We start from the raw sequence: 25,237 nt of genomic DNA, 5'->3' as shown, positions 1-25,237 counted from the left end.
TTGGCGCTCCGGCGGGTTCCTAGCGGAAGTTCACGAACTGGAGGTCAGCTTCGTCGAAGCCGCGCAGCAGCGTCATGGTCTCCTGCAGGTCGTCGCGGGACTTGGACGAAACACGCAGCTCGTCGCCCTGGATGGTGGACTTGACGCCCTTCGGCGCTTCGTCGCGAATGAGCTTATTGATCTTCTTGGCAACGTCTTGGGCGATGCCCTCGACGATGGACGCCTCGATGCGGTACTCCTTGCCCGAAGCATAAGGTTCGCCAGCGTCCAAGGACTTCAGCGAGATGTTGCGCTTGACCAGCTTGGACTGGAAGATGTCCAGCACAGCCTTGACGCGCTCCTCGGCGTTGGCCTTCATCAGGATCTTCTCGCCGCTGTAATCGATCTCGGCGCCGACGCCCTTGAAGTCGTATCGCTGCACGATTTCCTTCTGGGCCTGGTGTAGTGCGTTGGCGACTTCTTGGCTGTCTACCTTGCTGACGACATCAAAAGTGGAATCGCTAGCCATGTGATTTCTCCTTGGTGTTCTACGGGTCCAATTCGCTTCATAGCCTACCGGTTTAGTAGCGCGAATTTGGGCTGTGATCAGGCTTACATCAAAAATGCGCCTCTCGATTTCACAAGTCCCCGAAACTCCTGTAGAGTTATTTCTCGTTCCGACGTGAACAAACGGGGCAGATTACCCGAGTGGCCAAAGGGGGCTGACTGTAAATCAGCTGGCAACGCCTTCACTGGTTCGAATCCAGTATCTGCCACAAATGACTCCCAGATCTTAGGATCTGGGAGTTTTTTGCATCTCCGGAAAAGTACGCAAAAATCCCGATATTTCGGGTTTTCGAACTGCGCTCCATGTCTCTCAGCTACGTACTTGTGGCCGAATTCGGCTACCGTGTAAGCATGGCAACTAAAAATGTGAGCGAAGCAGAATTCGCCCAGCTGATTGAAGACAATGACATTGTGCTCGTTGATTTTTGGGCAGCGTGGTGCGGTCCTTGCCGTCAGTTCGCGCCGGTTTATGAGCAAACTTCGGAAAAGTTCCCTGACGTTGTGTTCTCGAAGGTGGACACCGAAGCCGAACAGGGTTTGGCCCGCGCTGCCAATGTCACGTCGATTCCGACCGTGATGGCATTCCGCGAAAAGGTCCTGGTTTTCTCCCAGCCTGGTGTACTGAATGCGGCCCAGCTCGAAGATCTAGTCACCGCAGTGAAGGGCATCGACATGTCCGAGGTGCACGCGCAGATCGCCGAGGAAGGCGCGCAGGCGGAATAGTACAAAAGCTATCTAGCAACTAAAGCTTCGGGCTGCTAACGACCTCGATGATCCAACGGGGCATAGCGTGGCCCGAAGCTTTGCTTTTTCTGGCCGGAAAGCAGAAGCAGCCGAATCAGGCGCTGGCGCTGTCCGGCAAAAGGAGACAGCAGCTCAAGCATTGTCGAATCCTTAACGCGACGGCCGGTCAGCATCTGGCCAACGAACCCTGCCAGATGAAAGTCGCCGACCGAAATATGGTCGGGGGAGCCGTGGGAACGCTGCAAGGTTTCGGCAACCGTCCAAGGCCCGATCCCGGGTATGGCCAGCAACGCAGCTTCCAGGGTGCCCGCGCCACTAGCCTGCGGCTTGATCTCACCCAGTTCCGGGGCGGCCCACCATTCCAAACGGCTCGCGGCGAACGCTAGCCTGCCCAAGGTCTGCGCCCGCTGATTCTCAACCCGGGCGCCTTGCCAATCCCAGCGTTTGAGCGCCGCGATTTGTTCCGGGCGCGGAAAAAGCCGCAGCCCGTCGGGCGCCGGGCCCGGTGCAGGTCTTCCATGGTGCCGGATCAGCCAGCGCCACGCATGATTAGCTTCGATACCGGTGACGCGTTGTTCCAGCACCGCACCGGCGGCATGCTCGAAGATCCGGTGGGTCCGCGGCAGCACCATATCCCGATGTTCCCTGCGCTGGCGCTGCACTATTTCGGGCAGGGCGGCGAAGAAGTCCGGCTCATCGAAGCGCGCCCAATCGTCCTGGCTGCCCAAGAGCTCCGGCGCGAAATCGATGGCCCAGCGCGCACCCGGCCCCCACGCGCCGAATCGAGCGACGCCAGCGGGTGACAATTTCGAGATGTGCAGCGTCGCATCTCCCTGCGGCGTCGCAAAGGCCAACCAGGCGTCCGTGGCCGACAGGCGGATGGTCGGGTCGCCGAGGCCGCGACGCAAAATCCCCAAGGACTTCAGCAAATTGACCGGACGCCGCGGGTCATAGGTGCTGCTGATCGCCGCGGTGTGCACGCTCGGTACCTCTTCCCTGTTCGGGCCCATCGCTAACATTTCGGGCCGGTGATGGCTACTGGATGACGCTAAGCTACGAGCGGCCACGACATGTGTGACATCCGCCGGTAAAGTTCTTGACATGAAGTATGCGTCTACAGTTCTAGATCTGATTGGCAACACGCCACTCGTCAAACTCAATCGCGTGACCGACGGTATCAAAGCCACCGTGCTGGTCAAGCTCGAATACCTGAATCCGGGCGGATCCATCAAGGATCGCATCTCCCTGAAAATGGTTGAGCGTGCGGAGCAGAGCGGCGAGCTGAAGGCCGGCGGAACTATTGTCGAACCTACCAGCGGCAACACCGGTGTCGGGCTGGCGATGGTCGGACAGCTGAAGGGCTACAACACCATCTTCGTCACCCCGGACAAGGTCGGCGAGGAAAAGCGCGACGTGCTGCGCGCATACGGAGCCGAAGTCGTGGTGACGCCCACGGCGGTAGCCCCGGAATCCCCTGAGTCCTACTACGGTGTCTCGGACCGTCTGGTCCGCGAGATCGAGGGCGCATACAAGCCAGACCAGTTCTCCAATCCCGGAGCCCCGGAAAGCCACTTCGAGTCGACCGGCCCGGAAATCTGGAACGATACCGACGGCAAGCTCACCCATGTGGTGATCGGCGCGGGCACCGGCGGCACCATCACCGGTACCGGACGATACCTCAAAGAGATTTCCGCCGATCGTGCCACGGGTCCGGTCAAGGTCATCGCCGCGGACCCGGACGGTTCGGTCTACTCCGGCGGCACCGGCCGCCCGTTCCTGGTCGAAGGCGTCGGCGAGGACATGTGGCCGGGCAACTACGATCCTGCGGTGCCCGATGCGGTCGAGGCGGTCAAGGATGCCGACTCCTTCGAGATGACTCGCCGGCTGGCTCGCGAGGAGGGACTGCTGCTGGGCGGTTCATCCGGCATGGCCATCGTGGCGGCGCTGCGCGTGGCCAAGGACCTGAGCGAGGACGACGTCGTAGTGGTCATCGCGCCCGACGGCGGCCGAGGCTACCTGGCGAAGATCTTCAACGACTCCTGGATGCTCACCCAGGGCTTCACCTGCGAGGCGGACTCCGAGCTGGTGGGCATAGCCCGCGCGCTGGCTACCCAGCCGCAACCGGCCCTAGCACCCGAGACCACCCTGGTCCAGGCCGCCGCGGCGCTACGCGAGTCCGGTGCCGAAGCGCTGGTCGTGGCCACCAGCCAGCTGCCCGCCCGGATCGGCGAAATTCGCGGGGTCATCGGCGCGGCGACCATCGCCGACGCGCTCCTGGCCGGTGCCGCGGCCACCAGCGAGCTGGCAGAGCTCGAGCAGCTGGCCATCCCGCTGCTCGGCGTGGGGGAAGATCTCGCCCGTGCCCAAGAACTGCTGGCCGTGCACCCGGCGGTGCTGCTGACGCACGGCGGAGACGTCGTCGCCGCGCTGTCCGCCTCGGACCTGCTGGCCTACGTCACCCGCTAACGAATTCCATCACAAGGACAGGAACGTCATGACCGAAAATACCCAGGGATCAAATACTCGTTTCGTACACGCCGGCCAGGAATTTGAACCGGTGACCGGCGCGGTAGTTCCGCCGCTGCACTTCTCCTCGACCTATGCGCAGGAAGCGATCGGCAAATTGCGCAACGGCTATGAATATGGCCGAGGCACCAACCCAACCCGTGATTCGCTCCAGGCGCAGCTGGCCGGAGCCGAATTCGGCAAACATGCGTTTTCCTTCAGCTCGGGCCTGGCGGCCGAGGACTCCTTGATCCGGGCGATCCTGCGCCCGGGGGACCACATCGTGCTGGGCAACGACGCCTATGGTGGAACCTTCCGCCTGATCGACCGAGTGCTTGGCGCCTGGGGCATCGGCAACACCCCGGTGGACATGTCCGATGAGCAGGCTTTGACCGCCGCGATCGAAAAGAACAAGGCGAAGCTGGTCTGGGTTGAGACCCCGTCGAACCCGATGATGAAGATCACCGATATCTCCCGGGTCGCCCAGATCGCCCACGCGGCCGGAGCGCTGCTGGTTGTCGACAATACCTTCGCCAGTCCCTTCCTGCAGCAGCCGCTGACCCACGGTGCGGATATCGTCGTCCATTCCACCACCAAGTACATCGGCGGGCACTCCGATGTTGTCGGTGGTGCGATCATCGTGAACGACGACGAGCTGGCCGAGAAGATCGGTTTCATCCAGTTCGCGGTCGGTGCCGTCTCCGGCCCGATGGACGCCTTTCTGACCACCCGTGGGTTGAAGACCCTGGGCGTGCGCATGCGCACGCATAGCGAGAATGCGGCCCAGGTCGCTGCCTGGCTGCGCGAACGCAAGGAAGTGGAGCGCGTGCTCTACCCGGGCTTCGCGGATCACGCCGGCCATGAGATCGCCAAGAAGCAGATGAGCGGTTTTGGCGGCATGGTGTCGGTGCAGTTCGCCGGTGGCGAGGCCGCCGCGCGGAAGATTGCCGAAAGCACGAAGCTCTTCACCTTGGCCGAGTCGCTCGGTGGCATCGAATCGTTGATGAACTACCCATCGGAGATGACTCACGCTTCGGTCAAGGGAACCGAACTGGCCGTCCCGGTGAATTTGCTTCGCCTCTCGGTGGGTATCGAAGACACCGCCGATTTGATCGATGATCTGGAGCGCGCCTTCACGGCGCTCTAAGCAGAAAAAACACCGCGGGACTCGCAACCATTTGGGTTACGAGTCCCGCGGTGTTTAACGCGGCCGTCGACTATTTCTGTTTGGGCTTTGGCGAGACGAGCTTAAAATACTTGATGCTTGCAGGTGTCCACATCAGCAGCACCGCGACGAGCACCACGGCCGCAAGAATCGCATAGCGTCCCATGCGCAGCAGGGTAGGCAGCGCCGCGATCAGTCCGATCCAGGTCAACTGGGCACGTGCCGACCGTTCGCCCTTCCACAGGCGGATGGCCAAGAGGCAGAACGCAATGCCGGCCACCGCCAGCAGGGCTACGAGTGCCAGCGGCCCTAGGTCCAGGGACCGGCCAGTCCAGGTATCGAAGAACAGATTGGCTGCGAAGCCCAAGAAGAGCACTCCGGCCAATATCCAAACAAACCGGGAGATACGCAGTGCACCGGGGGTTGACACGTCCGTAAGTGAGGGATTCGCGGGCTTTTTCACGTCTTCCAGCCTAGCGTTCCGGCAACGGTTTTGGGTCCTCTGCGTCGCGGTGCCCGAACTCACACGGCTCTCACCCTGACAAATGGCCCCTGATGTCGATAGTATTAGGTGTTCGCGAACATCAGGGTTTCCTTGCATCTCGCCCAATTTTTGAGGCTAGAGCCTTCTCGTGTTGTATTTCTTCCGCCAAGTGTGAGCGCGGTTTTTATGTCATAGGGGAGCGCTTGATGAGCGTGAGTAGTTTTTTACTGTGTAGCCTATGCGTCGTTCTTTCTTTTGGGGACGGGTAGGCCTTCCCCCAAACGAATGAGGTAATTCTTCGTGTCATCTGACATGCCCGTAAACACCAATGACGAAAAGACCACCGAAGAGCCGACCGTGCTCTTCAGCGAACTTGGTCTTGACGCCCGAGTGCTTGCAGCACTGGCCGACCTCGGCTACGAGAAGCCATCGCCAATCCAGGCCGCCACCATCCCACTGCTTCTTGAAGGCCGTGACGTTGTTGGTTTGGCTCAGACCGGTACCGGTAAGACCGCTGCGTTCGCGCTGCCGGCACTGTCCCGCATGGCCGAGCTTGCTGACCTCAACGGTCCAGCTCGCACCCCGCAGATCCTGGTTCTGGCTCCAACCCGCGAGCTAGCCCTTCAGGTTGCTGAAGCTTTCACTTCCTACGCCAAGTACCTCAGCGACTTCACCGTCCTGCCGGTATACGGTGGCTCCCCATACGGCCCACAGCTCAACGGCCTGCGCCGCGGTGCACAGGTTGTTGTTGGTACCCCAGGTCGAGTCATCGACCACATCAACAAGGGTTCCCTGGACCTGTCCAACCTCCAGTACGTTGTCTTGGACGAGGCCGACGAAATGCTTCGCATGGGCTTCGCCGAAGAGGTTGACAAGATCTTGGAGTCGACCCCGGCCGACAAGCAGGTTGCACTGTTCTCCGCAACCATGCCACGCACCATTCGTCGTATCGCTGCGGAATACCTGCGCAACCCACAGGAAGTTTCCGTCAAGTCGACCACCTCGACCGGCACCAACATCACCCAGCGTTACCTGCAGGTTATGGGTGCCCACAAGCTGGACGCCATGACCCGTATCCTCGAATCCGAGGAATTCGAAGGCGTTATCGCCTTCGTGCGCACCAAGATGGCTACCGAAGATCTTGCCGACAAGCTGAAGGCACGTGGCTTCACCGCCGCAGCTATCAACGGTGATATCCCGCAGCAGCAGCGTGAGCGCACCGTCGAGAACCTGCGTTCGGGCAAGATCGATATCTTGGTCGCAACCGACGTGGCCGCTCGTGGCCTTGACGTGGAACGCATCTCCCACGTCATCAACTACGACATCCCACACGACACCGAGTCCTACGTGCACCGCATTGGCCGTACCGGCCGTGCAGGCCGCAAGGGCGACGCGATCCTCTTCATGACCCCACGCGAGAAGTACCTGCTGCGTGCCATCGAGAAGGCTACCCGCCAGCCGGTGACCCAGATGCAGCTCCCTTCCCTGGACTCGGTCAACGACCGTCGCATCCAGCGTTTCATTGACCGTATCGACCAGACCATCAGTGGCCAGGATCTGACTACCTTCCGTGAAATCGTGGAGCGTTTCGCCAGCGAGCACGAAGACCTGGATCAGCTGGAAATCGCTGCCGCACTGGCACTGATGGCTCAGGGCGGTCGTCCATTGCTGATGACCGAACCAGTCGTCCCACCATCGAAGAAGGCCCGCATGGACCGCGAAGGCGGACGTGAGGGCGGTCGTGACGGAGCCCGTCGCGAACCACGTGAGCGCGGTGCACGCAAGACTGCAGCCGAGGGCAACGCCATGTACCGTCTGGCCGTTGGCCGTCGTAACCGCGTTCAGCCAGGCTCGATCGTCGGCGCACTGGCAAACGAGGGCGGCTTCAACTCCTCCGAAATCGGTGGCATTGACATCCGTTCGGATCACACCCTGGTCGAATTGCCAGCAGAGCTGAGCAAGGACCAGTGGCGTGCACTGTCCAAGACGCGCATCGGCGGCGAAGCCATCGACCTGGAGCTCGACAACGGTCGTAGCCCAGCCGAAGACTCGGATCGCGGTGGCTACGGCGACCGTAAGCGCTCCGGTGGCTTCGGTGGCGGACGCGGCGGCTTCGGCGGCGGCGGACGCGGTGGCGAAAAGCGCGGCGGCTTCGGCGGCGGCGGACGTGGCGGCAAGAGCCGTTTCGGCGATTCGGGCCGTAGCGGCGGACGTCGCGACTACTAAGCTCTGATTTCAATAGCACCCTCCTGAGCCGTGAAAACGGCTCGGGAGGGTGCTTTTGTTTAACCCCGATATCTCTTGAGGTTATTATTCCGGTAAGGCGCCAGAAGGCCGCCTACCGTTTTCAAAGATGCTCTGCCCCATCATCCTGGCTTCGTAGTCGATGGCCGGGCTTCGGCGTGCTGGCGCAGCAAGCTAGGAGTCCTAGGAGGACGGCTAACTGCCCTGCGGCGCGTTACTTAGAGGCCTGTGGCTGTGCTTCGGGCAGGACTACTTCAGCCAAGTTGCTTACTCTCGTTGATGCTTGGGCAGGTGGATGACCGGTGGTGTTGTATCCCGGACTACTCCGGTTGCCGGGGGAGCCAGGGACCGGTAGGTCCGTCCGTCTCCGGTGTCGATCACGATGGAGTGGGGCAGGTACGGATCGACTTTTTCATACCATCCCGGCAGTTCCTTCGCCTTGTTGCAGAATGAGCAGCGGAAGGAGGAGTTGTGCACGGTGGTCGGCCCGTTCAGGTGGTGCTGGACCACGTGGTCGATTTCTTCCGGGACTCCGTTGCAGTAAGGGGTTTGGCAGTGCGCGTCGCGGATGCGGATGAACTCTTTGAGGCTTTCGGGGAATTCGCGAGCTTTGGAGTCCATGGCGATGAGGTCTTGATTTCCTGGGGCGGTGTAGATCCGCTGGATTTCGGGGAAGGTGAAGATTCTGCGGTTCAGTTCGTCGTCGTGGCGGCTGAGGTGGAAGGGGTCTTCGAGGTCTACCCGGGCTCCGGCGACTAGTTCGCGGGCGTATTGGGCCGGGAGCATGCCGTAGCCGGGCAGGTTCGCCGGTTCCCGGTCGCCGAGGAACAGGGCCTTGTCGGTCATGATGAGCTTGACGTCGAGGAAGAGCGGGATTTTGGGTGGGAAGCCGTTGAGTTGGCTGCAGATGAGCATATCTGCTTGGAGCTGCTTTTTGGTGCGGGGGTCGTTTCCGGTGCGGTGGATGGCTTTGGCGCGTTGTTTGATGGATTTGGCCAGTGCGGTGCCTTCGATGAGGGGGAGCTTGGCGCTGAGCATGACGCAGTTTTTGCCTTTGCGGAAGCGGATGTAGCGTTTGGCGGCTTCGTCTTCGGCTTGGATGGCTTTTTCGCTGCTTTGGTAGCGTTCGGTGAATTTGCGGACGGTGTCGGTGATGGCGTTGGGGCCGAGGTGGTTGAACATGTCGGGGTGGGTTGCGAAGAGGGCGTCGAATTCGCGGCGTGGGTTGGTGTCGATTTCTTGCAGTGGTGCGGTGATGGCCAGTATTTGGCGTTCGGTGAGCTCTCCTTGTTCGAAGGCGTGGGCCAGGTGTGGGGTGTCTTCGTTGAGGATGCGGCAGGAGATGAGGTAGTTGCAGGCGCCGTGGGTGGTTTGGCGGCGGTTGATGGCGATGGTTGCGGCGGCGCCGCGTGCGCTGTGGTCGATGTGGATGCCGCGGTCTTCGTGGTCGCGGACGACTGTTTTTTCGTAGTGGTAGGCGAGTTTGGCTTGGGCTGCGCTGCAGCTGGCTTTGAGTCGTTCGAGGTCGTCGATGGTTTGGGTGAGGGTGGTTTGGTTGCCGTGTTCCAGGATGGTGGCTAGGCGGGTGTTGAGGTCCTCGATGAAGGGCATGGGTTGGTTCAGGACGCCTGGGGTGGGTGGCCTGGGTGGGGGCTGGGTTTCGAAGTGTTTGTTGTCTTCGTTGTGTTCTTCGAACATATTTCCACTGTACGTGGGTGGCGTGGAGGGTTTGGGGTGGCGTTTACCAACTGTGGATTAGTGGAAACTTACCTGGCTGAGCGCCTGTGGAAAACGTCAATAAATCGCTGTGGCTTGAAGCTCTAGAGGCGTTGAATGAGTTGACAGGTATTGTCCCCGCAATGCGCAAGCTGCTGGCCTGGGGGCTGCGCCTATAGCGGGATCGTGGCCCGTGCTCTGATTCGGAAAGTATTTTGGCAAGCAAAAAGGGAGAAAATCTGCGAACAGATTTTCTCCCTTTTATCCGAGCCCCCTGCCGGAATCGATCCGGCGACCTCGTTCTTACCAAGAACGCGCTCTACCACTGAGCTAAGGGGGCAACAGGTAAATACTTTACACACAAATTATGTGTTTTCAAAATCAGGCACCGCTTAGTGCTTGACCTCACAAAATCCATGCTCAGTAGGGGTTCTCTGAATTCAATGGACACTGGTTGCTTGCCTGCGCAGCGGCGGCGTGATGGTCGGCCAATGCAACCAGCCGCCTTGGTTGCGAGGGCAAAATTGGGCGGAACTGGGACTGCGGGGAAGAGTGCGGGCGCATAGCCGAGAAGACTAGCTTTGAGTGAGTAGCGTCACGGGCAAGGTTTTTGGTGAGGGCCATTCAAAGTCCGCGAACAGAGAAAGTGAATAACCGTTTTCACTTGGATCTTTATGGGAAATTGGGGTTTGGTTCACGCGGGGTTGGTCCGATTTTTCTTTGCTGAGAAATCCGTGTAGAGTATTTACTCGTTGCCCCCTTAGCTCAGTGGTAGAGCGCGTTCTTGGTAAGAACGAGGTCGCCGGATCGATTCCGGCAGGGGGCTCTGAGTGGGAAGTCTTCTTGGCTTCTACAGGATGACTTCCCACTTGTGGCGGCGTAGCTCAGCTGGTTAGAGCGCACGACTCATAATCGTGAGGTCCCGGGATCGAGTCCCGGCGCCGCTACCGACAAAAGCCTCGAAAACTCGTTGAGTTTTCGAGGCTTTCTTCGTTTTCTAAGGCTGGCCGATATTATCGGCCGTGTTCCTCGATGCTTTCAGCGCCAATGTGCGGACCTGCTCGAGCAGCTCTTCATCGAATGGTTCACCGGTAGCCGGGTCTCCCGCATTCGCATCGTGCCCATGCACGGCCGTGTGAAGCCGCTGCATCTGGAAATCAAGTTTTTCGGCTGCGCCGGCCGCTTCGGTCAGTTCCTCGACCAAATGGCTCGGCACGGAGCCTTCGTACTTGTAGAAAATCTTGTGTTCTAAACTGGCCCAGAAATCTTGGGCGATGGTACGAATCTGCACCTCGACGATCACCGGGACTGGCCCCTCCGAGAGGAACACCGGAATCTCCAGGATTACGTGCAAGCTTTTATAGCCGTTCGGTTTCGGGTTCTTGATGTAGTCCTTGACCTGAAGCACCTTGAGATCGTTCTGTGAAGTGAGCGTATTAAGGATCTTGTAGGTGTCCTTGATGAAACTGCAGGTAATCCGGATTCCGGCGATATCGGTAATGTTCGCGCGAATTGAAGAGAGGGCTGGATCGATGCCGCGCTTGACTACTTTTCGAAGAATGCTCTCCGGTGATTTCACGCGTGAAGTGACATGCTCGATCGGGTTGTACTTGTGCAAATACAAGAATTCCTCGCGCAGGATCGAAACCTTGGTCAGTACTTCGTCCGCGGCGAAGCGGTATTCCATCATGAACTTTGGAAGCGATTGCCGCAGGGAAAGCGCGAAGTCATAGGCAAGCGGCCCGTCGCCGCCGGCGGAATTGCTGATCGGAGTAGGTAGGACGGCGTGGTGATCATCTGAATGGGGAGAAATTTCGGCCACCTCTGCATAAAGTAGTAGGCCCGAGGGCATACCAATATTTCGTCATCTTCTTCCACACTAATGCTGTCCACTAAGAATTAGGCATGAACGAGATACATGTTGGTAGTGCATTGTCGCGGTGTTTAACGCTCTAACGTTGTGTGCAGGACTTTTGAAAGGGTCGGATGATTCTCGAACGTGAAAACCGGCAGCTCTGCCATGGAATTAGTTTTTCGCAAAATGAGCCAGATCCAATGTTGCGCCTGCGCCGTGGCGATGACTGGATCAATGAACCGCTTCGCGAGAACCGATCGATCACGCTGAGCGTGGGGGAGACGAAGTTCTGTCTGGGATATGTGAGCATGCGCGCCGATGGTTCACGCAGCCTGCATCCCTGCCCGAAGCTCAAGGGACTGAACACCGGCACGCAATGCGATGGCTGCCGCCGTTTGGACCAAAGCAAATTCATGCACCAATTCCATAAGACCGGAGAAGCGCCCGAGGGGCTGCGCAAATACCTGGAGCAACCGCATTTCCTGTACGTCGCAAGTTTCGCTCAAGGTGCTACCAAGGTCGGAACCACCTCGATGCAGAGCAAGTGGACGCGACTGGCGCAGCAAGGGGCGGTAGCCGCACGCTACGTCGCCCGGGCGGTAGATGGCGCAGCGATCCGCGTGTTGGAGGACCTTGTCACCGAGCATGTGGGTCTGAAGCAGCAGGTTCGACAAAAATCCAAGGTTAAAGGGCTGACCTCGTGGGACATGGATGCCGCGAGTCTGGACGCTGCCAATGCATCGGCCGCGCGGCGCACGCAAACCTTCCTCGAATCGCAGGGGGACCTATCGGCCTATGGCGTGGAATTGATGGATCAGCGTTGGGAACAGCCCGCATTTGCGCGTGAGGTAATCCGCGCATGGGATGCCAAGTCCGTCCACCCATGGGCGGGAGCGGTTCCGGGAAGCGAACTGAATCTGCGCATTCGCGGGGTGCTTGGCCAGGTGATTCTCGTGGACAGCGGCGCGGAGACGACTCTAAGATTGCTCGATGCCGCGGAACTGAAGACTCGCGTGGTGAGCGTGAAAGAGCAGCGCGGTGAGTTCTTCGAGGAACAATCTCCATTGTTCTGAGTTTCACGCGCAATTTCGTTTCGCGCTGGGCACCGTGGCGCGCACCGTCAACTAAACTGGATGCCATGACCAACACTCCATGGGAAGCGGCCTCTCCGCGTTACAAGAAGCTTGTGTTCACCGCCATGGGTGTTATGGGCTTTGGGATTATCTTGGCAATCATCGGTGCGAACATTCCTTCGCTGCCGCTGGTCTACACCGCGATCTGCATTATGGTCGTTGGCATGCTGTGCCATATTGTGGCGCTGGCTGTCCGTGCCCGGGATACCCGCAACTGGCGCATTGCCAATGGATTGGCGACCCCGCGCGCCAAGAAGCAGAAGTAACAGAGCCACCAGAAGCTACTTAGCAACTCACAACGTGCAGGAGAACTAATGGGTATCAACCCTGACCTCGTGGGGCGTATCTACCCCGCCGGTGCGTCCTACCAGGTAGGACGCGAAAAGATTCGTGAATTCGCCACCGCAACCAAGGCAAGCTCGCCGGCGCATTTCGAGGTGAGCGCGGCCCGCGATCTGGGGTACGCGGATCTGGTTGCCCCGCCAACCTTCGCCATCATCATCGCGCAGCGTGCCGATGCCCAGCTCATCGCCGATCCGGCCTCGGGAATCGACTTCTCCCGCGTGGTGCATGCCGACCAGCGGTTCACCCACCACCGGCCGATCGTTGCCGGCGACGAACTGCTCGCCGAGCTCTACGTGGACCAGGTGCGCGAAATGGGGGCCGGGGCGATGATCACCACCCGCTCCGAGATCACCACCGTGGCCGGCGAGAAGGTCGCCACCACCACTTCATCGCTACTGGTACGAGCAGAGGACTAGGCCATGATCGAATTCTCCACCCTGGAAAAGGGACAAGTCATCGGCTCGAAGACGGTGAGCGTGAACCGGGGCGATCTGGTGCGCTATGCCGGCGCCTCGGGGGACTTCAACCCGATCCACTACAACGAGCGCTTCGCTAAGGAAGTTGGGCTCGACTCGGTGATCGCCCACGGCATGTTCACCATGGGTTCGGTCATCGAACTGGTCAGCGCGTGGGTGGGAAACCCCGGAGCGATCCTGGACTACCAGACCCGCTTCACCAAGCCGGTCATCGTCGAAGACCCGGCCGGGAGCAACCCGGGCGACGCGGCGGGCACCGCCATCGACATCGAAGGCAAGATCGGCGCGCTGGATGCCGAAGCCCGCACCGCGCGCGTGGACTTGACCGTATCGGCCAACGGAACCAAGGTGCTGATGAAGTGCCAGGCCGTGGTGCAGCTCTGAACAAGCACCCGGTAGGCGAAGCGCCCGGAGCGGTCATCGCCTGGCGCAATTCGCTGATGGCGGCCTACCTGGCCAGCGGCCTGCTGATCTCCGCTCTGGTTTCCCGGCTGCCGGCGGTGCGCGACGCGCTGGCGCTGGATCACGCGAATGTCGGCTTGCTGCTGCTCTGCCTCAGCGCAGGCTCCTTCCTGTCGGTAGCCCTCTCGGGGCAGGCCGTCTTGCGCGTGGGTGCCACCAACGTCATGCGCGTCGCGGCGAGCGTGGCGGGCAGCTCGCTGCTGCTGGTCGGGCTGGGCTCCGGGGCGTTGGGCTCCACCTGGCTGACCGGAGTATTTCTCTTCACCCAGGGGCTGGGGACCGCCGCGTGGAATGTGGCCTCCAATGTGCAGGGCGCGGCCATGGAGCGGGCCCTGGGCAAAAGCATCATGCCCGCGCTGCACGGATTCTTCTCCATCGGCACCGTGCTCGGCGCCGGAATCGGTGCCGGCTCGGCCGCGCTGGCGCTGCCGGTGCAATACCACTACGGCGCGATGGGCCTGCTCATCGTGGGCACGGTGCTCTACAGCGCACGGTTCTTCGGCGAGGACTTCGCCAGGACCCCGCGCACGCACTCCGGGCCTTCGCTGAAGGCGGCCTGGCGGGAACCGCGCACGGTGCTGCTCGGCGTGCTGGTGCTGGGCATGGCCCTGGCCGAAGGGGCCGCCGGCGACTGGGTGGCCCTCGCCCTGGCCGACGGCTACCAGAGCAGCGCGGCGGTGGGCGCCATCGGCTACGGGGTGTTCGTGAGCACGATGACCTTGACCCGGTTGCTGTCCGGGGATCTGATCCTCCGGCTGGGCCGGGTGCGCATGATCCAGGCCAGCGCGATCGCCGCCCTGGCCGGCGTGCTGCTCTTCGCCTTCGGCGGCAGCCTGCCGCTGGCCTTCATCGGCTTGGCCGTGTGGGGGATGGGCGTCGCGCTGACCTTCCCGCTGGCGATGAGCGCCGCCTCCGCGGATCCGCTGCATGCGGCCACCCGCGTCTCGGTGGTCTCCACCATCGGCTACGGCGCCTTCCTGGGCGGCCCGCCATTGCTGGGGCTGCTGGCCGGGGCGATCGGGCTGCTGCCGGCGCTGGGCAGCATCTCGATTCTGGTGGTGCTTGCCTTCTGCCTTTCCGCCAATATGGCAGGGTACCGCCAGGCCGAAGACCACTAGCACACGTAATTATCCGAAAGTAGGAGCATGCTGAAGAATTTGACGACATCGCAGGTCGGCGGCCCGGCCCAGTCGCTGCTGGTCGCCACCGCCGAGGACGAGCTGGTCGCGGCCATCGCGGCGGCCGACGCCGCCGGGGAGCGCGTGCTGCTCGTCGGCGGCGGCTCGAACCTGGTCATTTCCGATGCGGGATTCCCCGGGACCGCCATCCAGATCGCCACCCGCGGGGTGCGCGTGGAAGAGCAGAGCCCGCACACCGCGCTGCTGCGCGTGGCCGCCGGGGAGAACTGGGACGCCGTGGTTGAATTCAGCCTGGCCCAGGAACTGAGCGGGCTGGAGGCGCTCTCGGGCATCCCGGGCTGCGCCGGGGCCACCCCGGTGCAAAATGTGGGGGCCTACGGTGCCGACATATCGCAGACCCTTCAATGGGTGCGGCTCTACGACCGGGAAACCGGCGAGCGGCTCACCATGGACAAGGAGCAGCTGTCCTTCGGCTATCGCGACTCGCTGATCAAGCGCACGAGCGAGAACGGTTCGCCGCGCTACGTGGTGCTGGAAGTAGGCTTCGCACTGCGCCGCACGGAGGCCTCCGCGCCGATCCGCTATGCGGAATTGGCCCGGCGGCTCGGCGTGGAAGCCGGGGACAGCGCGCCGGCCGCAAAGGTGCGCCAGAGCGTGCTGGAGCTGCGGCGCTCCAAGGGCATGGTGTACGAGCCGAACGATCCCGACTCGCACTCCACCGGCTCCTTCTTCACCAACCCGATTCTGCCCGCCGAGGTGCTGAAGCGGCTACCGGCGGACGCACCGAATTACCCGGTGCCCGAGGCGGGCCTGGTGAAGCTGTCGGCGGCTTGGCTGATCGACCGGGCGGGCTTCGCCAAGGGCTTCGGGCTTCAAGGCACCGCGGGCTACGAGCTGGCCGGCGGGCGCGCGGCCCTGTCCACCAAGCACACCCTGGCGATCACCAACCGGGGAGGGGCCAGCGCCGCGGATCTGCTGGCCATCGCCCGCGCGGTGCGCGAAGGGGTCCACGAGCGTTTTGGCATCATGCTGGTCAACGAGCCGCTGCTGATCGGCCTGGCGCTCTAGAGCGCGCAAAAAGCCCCTTCGAGCCGATGGCTCGAAGGGGCTTTGCCGTGTGCCTAGAGGCGGCCCTGGGCGATGGCCAGCATGCGGCGCAGCGGCTCCGCGGCGCCCCAGAGCAGCTGGTCGCCGACGGTGAAGGCCGAGATGTACTGCGGGCCCATTTCCAGCTTGCGGATGCGGCCCACCGGGATGTCCAGGGTGCCCGAGGCGGCGACCGGGGTCAGCGCGTCGACGGTGGCTTCCTTGGTGTTGGGCACGACCTTGGCCCATTCGTTGTCGGAGTCCAGCAGCGACTCGATCTCGGAGACCGCCAGATCTTCCTTCAGCTTCAGGGTCAGCGCCTGCGAGTGCGAGCGCATCGCGCCGATGCGCACGCACAGCCCGTCCACCGCCACGTGCCGCTCTCCGCTGGTCTGCAGGATCTTATTGGTCTCGACCCCGGCCTTCCACTCTTCCTTGGACTGGCCGTTGCCCAGGTCCGCGTCGATCCACGGGATCAACGAGCCGGCCAGCGGCACGCCGAACTGGGTGGCGTCCAGCCCGCCGCGCTGCGCGGTCAGCACCTTGCGGTCGATCTCCAGGATCGCGGAGGCCGGGTCGTCCAGCTCGGAGGCGACGTGGGAGTTGATGTCGCCGAACTGGGTGAGCAGCTCGCGCATGTGACGGGCGCCGCCGCCGGAGGCGGCCTGGTAGGTCATCGAGGTGCCCCATTCGACCAGGTTGTTCTTGAACAGCCCGCCGAGTCCCATGAGCATGCACGAGACGGTGCAGTTGCCGCCGACGAAGTCCTTGACCCCGGCGACGAGGGAATGATCGATCACGCTGCGGTTGACCGGGTCGAGCACGATCACCGAGTCCTCGTTCATGCGCAGCGTGGAGGCCGCATCGATCCAGAGCCCATCCCAGCCGGACTTGCGCAATTCGCTGTGGACCTTGGAGGTGTAGTCCCCGCCCTGCGCGGTGACGATAATGGGCAGCTTGGCCAGGGTTTCAAGATCGTAGGCGTCCTGCAGCGCCCCGGAGCCTTCGGCGAATGCCGGGGCGGCGCCGCCGGCGTTCGAGGTCGAGAAGAAGACCGGGTCGAGGTGCGCAAAATCGCCTTCGTCGAGCATGCGCTGCATCAGCACGGAGCCAACCATGCCGCGGTAACCAACAAATCCAACAGATGAAGTCATATCTCCATGGTAGGGCGCGCGGGCAATCTGGGCCGGGTTCGTTACAGCAGTTAAAGCAGAATCACACCCGAGGCCCAGCAGGGCTCGAGTGTGATTCGTGGAAGCCGAAGAGTTACTTTTCCTCCAGCAGCTTCTTGCGATTGTTGATGGCCCACATCGCGCCGAAGATGAACAGCTGGGTGGGGACCAGCAGCATGATCAGCCCGAAGACCTTGTTCCCGCTGAGCACCATGAAGAAGCCCAGGGCCGCCACCACCAGCGCCAGCAGGGGGAAGAGCATGTAGCCGAGGATGAACAGCGCCTCGGGGTGTGCCTTGAGCTCGCCAAGATATTTTTTCACGTCGGTTAGTCCTTTTCGCGGATCCAGGATTCGAAGCGGTAGCCGATACCGCTCTTTGAGCTATGCCAGGCCTCGGCCGGGTCGGCCGCGGAGAGCTTAAAATCTTCCGGGAGCGCCGGGGCCTTGGTATCGCCGGCCGGGCTCAGATCAAGCCGGGTGACCACCGCAACATCGAGCAGCTCCAGGGCCGCGGCGTAGAGCTGCCCGCCGCCGATGATCCAGATCTCTTCGCTGCCCGGGCTCTGCCGGGCGATATCCAGCGCTTCGCGCAGGCCGCCGGCCGGGATGCCGCCGTCGGCGCGGAGCTGATCCTGCTTGCGGGAGGTCAGCACGATATTGCTGCGCCCGGGCAGCGGGCGGAACTTGGCCGGGAAGGATTCCCAGGTGTTGCGTCCCATGATCACCGGGTGCCCGGCGGTGACGGCCTTGAAATGGGCCAGATCCTCGGGCACATGCCAGGGCATGGAGCCGGCGGCGCCGATGATCGAGTTGGCGCCCTGCGCCCAGATCGCGCCGATCAGCGGTGCCTGGCCGGTGGCGTGGCGTGGACTCATACGGCCACGGCCCCCTTGATGGTCGGGTGGTGCTGGTAGTCCTTGAGCACAAAGTCTTCCAGCGTGTAGTCGAAGAGCGAGGCCGGCTTGGACGCGAATTCCAGCTTCGGGTAGGGGTAGGGTTCGCGGCGCAGCTGCTCGCGGACCTGTTCCAGGTGGTTGGTGTAGATGTGGGTGTCGCCGCCGGTCCAGATGAATTCGCCCGGTTCCAGATCCAGCTGCTGGGCGACCATCAGGGTCAGCAGCGCGTAGGAAGCGATGTTGAAGGGAACGCCGAGGAACATGTCGGCGCTGCGCTGGTAGAGCTGGCAGGAGAGCTTGCCCTCGGCGACGTAGAACTGGAAGAACACGTGGCAGGGAGGCAAGGCCATCTTCTGGATTTCGGCCACATTCCAGGCCGACACGAGGTGCCGGCGCGAATCGGGGTTGCTTTGCAGGGAATCCATGACCTGGGAGATCTGGTCGATATGCGCGCCGTCCGGGGTCGGCCAGCTGCGCCACTGCACCCCGTAGACCGGGCCGAGCTCGCCGTCTTCATCGGCCCATTCGTTCCAGATGCGCACACCCTGGTCCTGCAGCCATTTCACATTTGATTCACCGCGCAAAAACCAGAGCAGTTCCGCGGCAACCGACTTAAAATGCACCCGCTTGGTGGTGATCAGCGGGAAGGATTCGCTCAGGTCGAAGCGCAGCTGGCGGCCGAAAACGGAGCGCGTGCCGGTGCCGGTGCGGTCCTCTTTCGCGGCGCCATGGGCGAGCACATCGGCCAGCAGGTCTTCGTATTGTGTGGCGATAGTCTGTGGAGTCACCGTTCCATCCTAGCTTTCCATGGCCCGATCGCGCTAAAAGCGGTGCCGGCTCACGCGAGCATATCGCGGTACTCCGGGTAGCGGGAGAGGTAATCCTGCACATAGCTGCATTCGGGGACGATTGTGGCTCCCTCGGCGCGCAGCTCATCGAGCACCATGGTCACCAGCGCGCGGGCGTAGCCGCGGCGGCCGAACTCCTCGTTCACGATCGTATGCTGCAAGGTCACCTGCTGCCCCTCGCGGTGGTAGCCGATGAAGCCGACGAAGGTGGAGCCGTGCCATAGCGAGTAGCGTCCGCGCCCCGGGTCGTGGTCCATGCGCAAGCCCTGGTGCACGATCTTCTGCACCGGGTGTTCTGGCTGTTGGGCAGTCATGGCGGTTGCCTCCTCGCTGGTGACTTCTCTCACCTCTAGTCATAGTCCCATTTCGGAATAGATGCAACGACCGTGCACGAGTTAGTCGTGATAGGGCGCGTGGATCTCCACGGACACGAACTGATGCTTCGCGCCGATGGCCTGCTGGGCCACGATCACGCCGCCCGGATCCAGGAACGGGTCCTGGGCCGGCAGCAGGGCCGCGACCTTCGCCGAAACCCGGGAGCGCAGGACCTCGATGATCAGCGGGAGCACCGGGCGGTGCGTGCAGATCACCTGCGAACGCGACTTGGCCACGAGCTTCTCGATGGCGCGTTGGGCCTTGTGCGGCTTGCGCTTGGCCTCGTGCTCGGTGATGGAGCGGATGGTTTTCAGCTTCAGCGCGTGCAGCACCAGGTACGGGGTCACCGTTTGCACGCAGCGCGTCCACGGGGAGGAAGCCACATGCTCCGGGCCCCACGCGTCGAGCATGCGCGCCACCGCCTGCGCCTGCCGGCGGCCGGTGGCCGCCAGCGGGCGTTCGCCCTCGGCGCGTGTCCACTTGCCGCGCGGCTTGGCCTTGGCATGGCGCAGGATGATGAAGGCCAGGCTCTCCAGGCGCTGCTTCTGGTGGGCCTTGAGCAGATCCTCGAGCGGGGCGAGATCCGAGGGGTTGGTCAGCAGCGCCGCGGCCTCGGCCGCCGCGACCCAGCGCAGCTCATCGCATTCGACGCCGTCGGGCTCCGCCTGCAGCGCAGGGTCCACCTTGGCCGCCCAGTAGTAGACGACCTTGGTTTTGCCCTTGACCGAATAGGCGGTGGCCGCCAGCGGGATGCCGAGGTTCAGCCGCAGGCCGACCTCTTCGCGCAGCTCGCGGATGGCGCATTCGGGGATCGACTCGCCGGAGTCGAGCTTGCCCTTGGGCCAGGACCAATCGTCATAGCGCGGGCGGTGGATCAGCAGCACGTGCAGTTCGCCGTCGCGCAGCTGCCAGGGGATCGCTCCGGCGGCGACCACATCGAATTCGCCCAGGCGGATCTCTTCGGCATCGCTTGAGCGCTGTAGTTCGCACAGCTGCAGACGTGAATGCTGGGACTGGGAAGCGGTCACTAGTTGTGCAGTCCGCTCTGCCGGCGCCGGGTGTGCTCTTCGGTGAGCCAGAACTGGATGTCGGTGAGCGCCTTGCCCTCGGCATCCTGGTGGTGGCGGGTCCACGCGCCATCGGAGCCCAGATGCCAGCTCATGGTTGAATCGTCCATATAGCGCCCCAGCAGGTCGGTGAGGGAGTCGATGTCCTCCTGGGCGTGCAGCGAAACGAGCGCCTCCACGCGGCGGTCCAGGTTCCGGTGCATCATATCGGCGCTGCCGATGTAGACCAGCGGGTCGCCGGCATTGCCGAAGAAGAACACGCGGCTGTGCTCCAGGAAGCGGCCGAGGATCGAGCGGACGCGGATGTTCTCGCTCAGGCCCGGCAACTGCGGGCGCAGCGCGCAAATGCCGCGGACGATCACATCCACCTTCACCCCGGCCTGGCTGGCCCGGTACAGGGCATCGATAATGGCCTCGTCGACCATCGAATTCACCTTGATGCAGACGTAGGCGGCGACCCCGTTTCGCGCGTTGGCGATTTCCTTCTCGATCAGCTCCAGCAGCCCGGTGCGCACCGTGCGCGGGGCCACCAGCAGCCGGTGGTAGGTGGACCGCGGCGCGTAGCCCGAGAGCTGGTTGAACAGCCGCGAAACATCTTCGCCTACGGCTTCGTCGCAGGTCAGCAAGCCAAAGTCTTCGTAGTAGCGGGCGGTGCGCGGGTGGTAGTTGCCGGTGCCGATATGGCAGTAGCGGCGCAGCTTGTCGCCTTCCTTGCGCACCACCAGGGAGAGCTTCGAGTGGGTTTTCAGGCCCACGATGCCGTAGACCACGTGCACCCCGGCCTGCTCCAGCTTGCGCGCCCAGGTGATGTTCGCCTGCTCGTCGAAGCGCGCCTTGATCTCCACCAGCGCCAGCACCTGCTTGCCGGCCTCGGCCGCGTCGATCAGCGCGTCGACGATCGGGGAGTCCCCGGAGGTGCGGTACAGCGTCTGCTTGATCGCCATCACCTTCGGGTCCGCGGCGGCCTGCTCCAAAAACGCCTGCACGGAGGTGGAGAAGGAATCGTAGGGGTGGTGCAGCAGGATGTCGCGCCGGCGCACCGCGCCGAAGACATTCGCGGCCTTCGCGGTCTCCGATTCGTTCAGGAACCGGGAGGTGTGGCCCACATGCTTGGTGTAGTGCAGCTCGGTGCGGTCCAGCGCGGCGATGACGCCCAGCCCGCGCAGATCCAGCGGGGCCGGCAGCCGGAAGACCTCGTCTTCCTCGATATTCAGCTCGCGCACCAGCAGTTCGAGCACCTGCGGGTCAATGTCGTCGGCGACCTCCAGGCGCACCGGCGGGCCGAAGCGGCGGCGCAGCAATTCCTTCTCCAGGGCCTGGAGCAGATTCTCCGCGTCGTCCTCCTCGACCTCCAGATCCTCATTGCGGGTGACGCGGAAGAAGTGGTGCTCGACGATTTCCATGCCCGGGAACAACAGGTCCAGGTGCACGGCGATCAGCGCTTCGAGCGGGATGAACCGGGCGGTGCGCTGCGAGGAGTGCGCCGCCTTGGCTCCGTCGATGCCGACCAGCCGGGCGATGGTATCGGGCACCTTGAGCCGGGCGAAGAGCTCCTTGCCGGTCAGCGGGTTGCGGACCACCACCGCGAGGTTCAGCGACAGCCCGGAGATGTAGGGGAAGGGGTGCGCGGGGTCGACCGCCAGCGGGGTGAGCACCGGGAACACCTGGGAAACGAACCAGGAGGAGAGGTGCTGGCGCTCGGATTCGCCGAGTTCATCCCAGCGGGTAATCCGGATGCCTTCCTCCGCGAGGGCCGGGCGGACCTGCTCGGAAAAGACCAGGGCATGCCGGGTCTGCAGCTCGTGGGCCGAATTGAGCAGCAGTTCGAGCTGGTCGACCGGGTTCATCCCGTTGGCTGCGGGCACCGCCAGGCCGGTGGCGATGCGGCGCTTGAGCCCGGCCACGCGCACCATGAAGAACTCGTCGAGGTTCGAGCCGAAAATTGAGAGGAAGTTCACCCGCTCCAGCAGCGGGAGATCCTTGTCTTCGGCGAGTTCCAGAACGCGCGCATTGAAGTGCAGCCAGGACAATTCCCGATCCAGGAATCGTTCGTTGTTGAATCCACCCTCGGGATGCCGGGCCGGCGATTTGATGGCCGGCTCGATGCGGTCTTCGTTCATCTTCGACGCTGGCACATCACGTAACTGTGAGGCCGGCTGCTTCGGGGTGGTAGTCATCTACTGAACTCGCTTCTTTCTGCAAGTGGAAACCTAGTTGCACCTCATTGCGCTGGCCAGAGGCTCTGCTCTGCCCGGTACCCTACGATTCTATCGGCTGCGGGCCGTACATGATGTCGGTGTCCCAGAGTGTGAAGCCCAGCGAACGGTACAGGCTGACCGCCGCCTGGTTCTCGGCGTCAACGTAGAGCAAGACGGCGCCCACTCCCATTTCCAGCAGGTAGTTCACGCCGAGGGCGGTGAGCACGCGGCCCAGGCCCAGGCCCTGGGCTTCGGGGACCACGCCGACCACGTAGACCTCGCCCAGCGGGCGGACCGAATCCCCGGTGGCCGGGTGGATCTTGGTCCAGTGGAAGGCGATGACCTGCTCCGCGGCGTCGAAAGCCAAGAAGAAGCCCGCAGGATCAAACCAGGATTCGGCCATGCGCGAGTCCAAATCCGCCAGCGTGAGCGAACCCTGCTCCGGATGGTCCGCGAATGCCGCCGCGTTGGCGGCCAACCAGGCAGGCTCGTCCTCGCCCACCCGGAAGGTGCGGACGCTGCTGCCGCGGTCCAGCTGCGGAACTTCCAGCGCCTCGGGGCTTTCGCGGCGCAGCTTATGGAGTTCGCGCACGGTGGCCAGACCGATTGCCTCGGCCAGCTTCTTGGCCGCGGGATGCCCGCCGTGGGCCCACGCCTGAATGCGGCTCAGTTCCAGCTCTTCGCCGAGGCGCTGCACGAGAGCCGAGGCGATGCCTTGCTGGCGATGCTGCGGGTGCACCACGAGTTCGACCACCCAGGAATCGGCCTCCGGATCACGCACCGCGGCCACCACGCCGACCAGCGTGGACTCTCCGGGGTCCGCCTGCTGCTCGGCGCGCAGCGAGAAGACCTTGTCCGAGAATTCCTCGGAGCCAAGGGCGACCAGGGTCTGGTCGCTCAGCGGCGGGTTGCCGTCGTGTTCCTGAGCTGCGGCGGCAAGCTTGCGTACCTCAGCAAGTTCGCGTTCTTCCAGCTCACCTTGTGTTTTCTCGATGGACAAAGTAGTTTGTGGCAGTTCGCTCATACCTTCACCTTAGCCGGTGATTCCGTGCAGCTACCAGTGGCGGGAGAAACTTAAACTTCGGTGTAGAAGCGGTAGCCGACATTTCGCACGGTGCCGATCAGCTGCTCATGATCGGTGCCGAGTTTGGCGCGCAAGCGACGCACGTGAACGTCGACGGTGCGGGTACCGCCGTAGTAGTCGTAGCCCCACACTTCGTGGAGCAGCTGCTCGCGGGTGAAGACGCGTCCGGGGAACTGCGAGAGGTACTTGAGCAGCTCAAATTCCTTGTAGGTCAGATCCAGCATGCGGCGGTCGATCCGCGCGGTGTAGCTCAGCTCATCGATGGTCAGCCCGGAGGTATTCTCCTGGACCACCACCTCCGGTGCGGCCGAAAGGATCAGCCGGATCCGGGCCTCGAGCTCCCCGGGGACCGCGGTAGGCAAAATGAAGTCGGAAGCATGCCAAGCGGAATTCAGAACGCCCAGGCCACCCTCGCCAATGACCAGCAACAACGGTAAATTGACGGTAGAGTGGATGGTTTGCGCCAGGGCTCGCGCGGCAATCAGCTCGGTGCGCGCGTCGAGAATGACCGCTTCGGCGTCGCCGATTTGGCTCAGCGCCTCGGTGTTGGCCGGCAAGCAGCGGTTCTCGTGAAGCAGCAGTTCCAGCGCCGGAAGCACCTCGGCACCGGTGCTTGCATTATTACTCAGGAGCAGTAGGTGCGCCATGATGGAGTTCCTCCTGCCAGTGGTGTGCGAAAAAATCGTTTTTACGTGTCACAGTATAAAGAAAGAATCACTCAAAGTGCGCATGTGAACGAGCAAGTGCCCGGACTATTACCGATGGGAAATTTAGTTTGCGAATCAAGGTACTGATTAGTGGGCTGCTCGCCGCGGCCCTGTTGGCTGGCGCCGCCAGCCTCAGTTCGCTGAACTTTGCGATGGCGGCGGTCGCCGTGGTGCTGCAGCTAGTTTTCGCCTATACCTGGCCGCGGATGACGCGTTCGGAGACTCCCTGGACGATCAGCATCATCCTCGCGATCGCCGCCCTGGCCTCCACCGCGGCGACGCTCTTCATGCCGGGGGCCACGCAGACCTCGCATAGCGTCGAGGTCATTGCCGCCGGGGTGCTGATGATTTTCATTACGCAGGTCATGCGCGGCTCCACCGCCGATGGGCGGCTAGCCGGAGTGGTTTCGGGGATCACCGGTTTGGCCATCGTGGCGCAAGGCTCGGGATGGGCCGCCATGGGCCTCGGCGAGGGGGCGCTGGGGGTCACCGTCTTCACCCTCATCGCGCTCGTTGGCGCCGGGGCGATCGCCATTACCCGGTTGCCGGACCGGATTACCTTCGTGCTGGCCCCCTTGATCGGCGGGGCGCTCGGCGCGGCGGCCAGCGCGTTGACCTTCGGTCCCACCTGGTACCAGGCGCTGACCATCGGGGTGCTGGCGGGGCTGCTGGTGGGCAGCCTGCGTGCGTTGGCCTTGTCCACCCGCAGCATCCGCACGCTCTCCGGTGTGCTCGCCCTGGCTAGCGGGATCCTGATCCTGGCCGGAGCGATGAGCTGGTACGTGATGGCCCTGCTGAGCTAATCACGAAATGTGATGCCTGCTTCGTCACGAGTGTCGGAAATACCGAAGTGCTCGGGCTAAGATGTAGGCATGAATGAAAATTACCTTGCACTCGAAATTTTCTTCCTCGCCTTGCTGACCATTGCAGGTCTGGGCATGGCCGGATTCGCCGGACTTGTAGTAAAGCGTCTCTTCAAGGGGCAGAAG

25 protein-coding genes and 4 tRNA genes are annotated in these 25,237 nt (G+C 62.7%); 14 read left to right on the top strand and 15 right to left on the bottom strand.

Going from position 1 to position 25,237, the window contains the following annotated elements:
- Positions 1–19: 19 nt before the first annotated feature.
- The gene (locus CQ017_RS07495; RefSeq protein WP_105553174.1) at positions 20–508 is read right to left on the bottom strand and encodes a YajQ family cyclic di-GMP-binding protein; all 489 of its coding nucleotides are present in this window, start codon (positions 506–508) and stop codon (positions 20–22) included.
- Between the two features lie 165 nt (positions 509–673).
- Between CQ017_RS07495 and CQ017_RS07490 the strand changes: the two genes are divergently transcribed.
- Positions 674–755 (top strand) — tRNA-Tyr (locus CQ017_RS07490).
- A 142-nt stretch (positions 756–897) separates the two neighbouring features.
- On the top strand, positions 898–1,269 hold the full coding sequence (locus tag CQ017_RS07485; protein ID WP_096283570.1) for a co-chaperone YbbN: 372 nt from the start codon (positions 898–900) through the stop codon (positions 1,267–1,269).
- Positions 1,270–1,304: 35 nt separating this feature from the next.
- Here CQ017_RS07485 and CQ017_RS07480 read toward each other — a convergent pair whose 3' ends face one another.
- The gene (locus CQ017_RS07480; protein WP_105650038.1) at positions 1,305–2,300 is read right to left on the bottom strand and encodes a DNA-3-methyladenine glycosylase; all 996 of its coding nucleotides are present in this window, start codon (positions 2,298–2,300) and stop codon (positions 1,305–1,307) included.
- A 91-nt stretch (positions 2,301–2,391) separates the two neighbouring features.
- Between CQ017_RS07480 and CQ017_RS07475 the strand changes: the two genes are divergently transcribed.
- Positions 2,392–3,756 carry a pyridoxal-phosphate dependent enzyme gene (locus CQ017_RS07475; RefSeq protein ID WP_105553172.1) on the top strand — a complete coding sequence of 455 codons (1,365 nt, stop codon included), beginning with the start codon at positions 2,392–2,394 and terminating at the stop codon, positions 3,754–3,756.
- A 28-nt stretch (positions 3,757–3,784) separates the two neighbouring features.
- Positions 3,785–4,942: a cystathionine gamma-synthase gene (locus CQ017_RS07470; protein WP_105553171.1), complete on the top strand. Its 1,158-nt coding sequence runs from the start codon at positions 3,785–3,787 to the stop codon at positions 4,940–4,942.
- Positions 4,943–5,012: 70 nt separating this feature from the next.
- On the opposite strand, the gene CQ017_RS07465 is transcribed toward CQ017_RS07470, so the two are convergent.
- A complete protein-coding gene (locus CQ017_RS07465) occupies positions 5,013–5,390 on the bottom strand; it encodes a hypothetical protein (RefSeq protein WP_096283522.1) in 378 nt (125 codons plus the stop codon).
- Positions 5,391–5,756: 366 nt separating this feature from the next.
- Between CQ017_RS07465 and CQ017_RS07460 the strand changes: the two genes are divergently transcribed.
- Positions 5,757–7,670, top strand: coding sequence for a DEAD/DEAH box helicase (locus tag CQ017_RS07460; RefSeq protein WP_105553169.1), 1,914 nt, complete (start codon positions 5,757–5,759; stop codon positions 7,668–7,670).
- Between the two features lie 285 nt (positions 7,671–7,955).
- Here the strand turns inward: CQ017_RS07460 and CQ017_RS07455 are convergent, their stop codons facing one another.
- Positions 7,956–9,386, bottom strand: a complete 1,431-nt coding sequence (locus CQ017_RS07455) for an HNH endonuclease signature motif containing protein (protein WP_105553168.1) — start codon at positions 9,384–9,386, stop codon at positions 7,956–7,958.
- Between the two features lie 286 nt (positions 9,387–9,672).
- Positions 9,673–9,744 (bottom strand) — tRNA-Thr (locus CQ017_RS07450).
- 414 nt (positions 9,745–10,158) lie between these two features.
- On the opposite strand from CQ017_RS07450, the gene CQ017_RS07445 reads away from it, so the two are divergent.
- A tRNA-Thr gene (locus CQ017_RS07445) sits at positions 10,159–10,230 on the top strand.
- 47 nt (positions 10,231–10,277) lie between these two features.
- Positions 10,278–10,351, top strand: a tRNA-Met gene (locus tag CQ017_RS07440).
- 50 nt (positions 10,352–10,401) lie between these two features.
- Here the strand turns inward: CQ017_RS07440 and CQ017_RS07435 are convergent.
- On the bottom strand, positions 10,402–11,118 hold the full coding sequence (locus CQ017_RS07435) for a GTP pyrophosphokinase family protein (RefSeq protein WP_374954780.1): 717 nt from the start codon (positions 11,116–11,118) through the stop codon (positions 10,402–10,404).
- A gap of 272 nt (positions 11,119–11,390) precedes the next feature.
- On the opposite strand from CQ017_RS07435, the gene CQ017_RS07430 reads away from it, so the two are divergent.
- The 6 genes from CQ017_RS07430 (at position 11,391) to CQ017_RS07405 (ending at position 15,882) form a co-directional block, all read left to right on the top strand.
- Positions 11,391–12,332, top strand: a complete 942-nt coding sequence (locus CQ017_RS07430; RefSeq protein WP_258133537.1) for a DUF2797 domain-containing protein — start codon at positions 11,391–11,393, stop codon at positions 12,330–12,332.
- Between the two features lie 65 nt (positions 12,333–12,397).
- Complete coding sequence (locus CQ017_RS07425; protein ID WP_096283766.1) at positions 12,398–12,658, top strand: hypothetical protein; 261 nt, start codon at positions 12,398–12,400, stop codon at positions 12,656–12,658.
- A gap of 48 nt (positions 12,659–12,706) precedes the next feature.
- Positions 12,707–13,153, top strand: coding sequence for a MaoC family dehydratase N-terminal domain-containing protein (locus tag CQ017_RS07420; RefSeq protein WP_105553165.1), 447 nt, complete (start codon positions 12,707–12,709; stop codon positions 13,151–13,153).
- Positions 13,154–13,156: 3 nt separating this feature from the next.
- Positions 13,157–13,597: a MaoC family dehydratase gene (locus CQ017_RS07415; RefSeq protein WP_105553164.1), complete on the top strand. Its 441-nt coding sequence runs from the start codon at positions 13,157–13,159 to the stop codon at positions 13,595–13,597.
- The gene (locus CQ017_RS07410; protein WP_258133536.1) at positions 13,573–14,793 is read left to right on the top strand and encodes an MFS transporter; all 1,221 of its coding nucleotides are present in this window, start codon (positions 13,573–13,575) and stop codon (positions 14,791–14,793) included. Before CQ017_RS07415 ends, CQ017_RS07410 begins: the two co-directional genes overlap by 25 nt.
- A 27-nt stretch (positions 14,794–14,820) precedes the next feature.
- Positions 14,821–15,882 (top strand): UDP-N-acetylmuramate dehydrogenase, encoded by a 1,062-nt coding sequence (locus CQ017_RS07405; RefSeq protein WP_105553163.1) that lies wholly within the window; start codon positions 14,821–14,823, stop codon positions 15,880–15,882.
- Between the two features lie 53 nt (positions 15,883–15,935).
- Here CQ017_RS07405 and asd read toward each other — a convergent pair whose 3' ends face one another.
- The 9 genes from asd to CQ017_RS07360 form a co-directional block, all read right to left on the bottom strand.
- The gene (gene asd / locus CQ017_RS07400) at positions 15,936–17,054 is read right to left on the bottom strand and encodes an aspartate-semialdehyde dehydrogenase (RefSeq protein ID WP_105553162.1); all 1,119 of its coding nucleotides are present in this window, start codon (positions 17,052–17,054) and stop codon (positions 15,936–15,938) included.
- A gap of 112 nt (positions 17,055–17,166) precedes the next feature.
- The gene (locus CQ017_RS07395) at positions 17,167–17,394 is read right to left on the bottom strand and encodes an NF038396 family protein (RefSeq protein WP_096283756.1); all 228 of its coding nucleotides are present in this window, start codon (positions 17,392–17,394) and stop codon (positions 17,167–17,169) included.
- A 5-nt stretch (positions 17,395–17,399) separates the two neighbouring features.
- A complete protein-coding gene (locus tag CQ017_RS07390) occupies positions 17,400–17,948 on the bottom strand; it encodes a dihydrofolate reductase (protein WP_105553161.1) in 549 nt (182 codons plus the stop codon).
- Positions 17,945–18,757: a thymidylate synthase gene (locus CQ017_RS07385; protein ID WP_105553160.1), complete on the bottom strand. Its 813-nt coding sequence runs from the start codon at positions 18,755–18,757 to the stop codon at positions 17,945–17,947. The genes CQ017_RS07390 and CQ017_RS07385 overlap by 4 nt, the downstream gene beginning before the upstream one ends.
- 50 nt (positions 18,758–18,807) lie before the next feature.
- Complete coding sequence (locus CQ017_RS07380; protein WP_105553159.1) at positions 18,808–19,131, bottom strand: GNAT family N-acetyltransferase; 324 nt, start codon at positions 19,129–19,131, stop codon at positions 18,808–18,810.
- An 81-nt stretch (positions 19,132–19,212) separates the two neighbouring features.
- Positions 19,213–20,220 carry an NUDIX hydrolase gene (locus CQ017_RS07375; protein WP_105553158.1) on the bottom strand — a complete coding sequence of 336 codons (1,008 nt, stop codon included), beginning with the start codon at positions 20,218–20,220 and terminating at the stop codon, positions 19,213–19,215.
- Positions 20,220–22,436 carry an RNA degradosome polyphosphate kinase gene (locus CQ017_RS07370; RefSeq protein WP_105553157.1) on the bottom strand — a complete coding sequence of 739 codons (2,217 nt, stop codon included), beginning with the start codon at positions 22,434–22,436 and terminating at the stop codon, positions 20,220–20,222. The genes CQ017_RS07375 and CQ017_RS07370 overlap by 1 nt, the downstream gene beginning before the upstream one ends.
- Before the next feature lie 82 nt (positions 22,437–22,518).
- Positions 22,519–23,481 (bottom strand): mycothiol synthase, encoded by a 963-nt coding sequence (gene mshD / locus CQ017_RS07365; RefSeq protein WP_105553156.1) that lies wholly within the window; start codon positions 23,479–23,481, stop codon positions 22,519–22,521.
- Between the two features lie 50 nt (positions 23,482–23,531).
- Positions 23,532–24,188 (bottom strand): response regulator transcription factor, encoded by a 657-nt coding sequence (locus CQ017_RS07360; RefSeq protein WP_105553155.1) that lies wholly within the window; start codon positions 24,186–24,188, stop codon positions 23,532–23,534.
- A 128-nt stretch (positions 24,189–24,316) separates the two neighbouring features.
- On the opposite strand from CQ017_RS07360, the gene CQ017_RS07355 reads away from it, so the two are divergent.
- Entirely contained in the window at positions 24,317–25,051 is a 735-nt protein-coding gene (locus tag CQ017_RS07355) for a hypothetical protein (RefSeq protein WP_105553154.1), read from the top strand.
- Positions 25,052–25,237: the final 186 nt, after the last annotated feature.

The sequence above is a fragment of the Arthrobacter sp. MYb224 genome (assembly GCF_002975455.1).
Classification (GTDB): Bacteria; Actinomycetota; Actinomycetes; order Actinomycetales; family Micrococcaceae; genus Glutamicibacter.
Note: the sequence above shows the minus strand (reverse complement) of the source record. Positions and strands in the feature narration are given on the sequence as shown.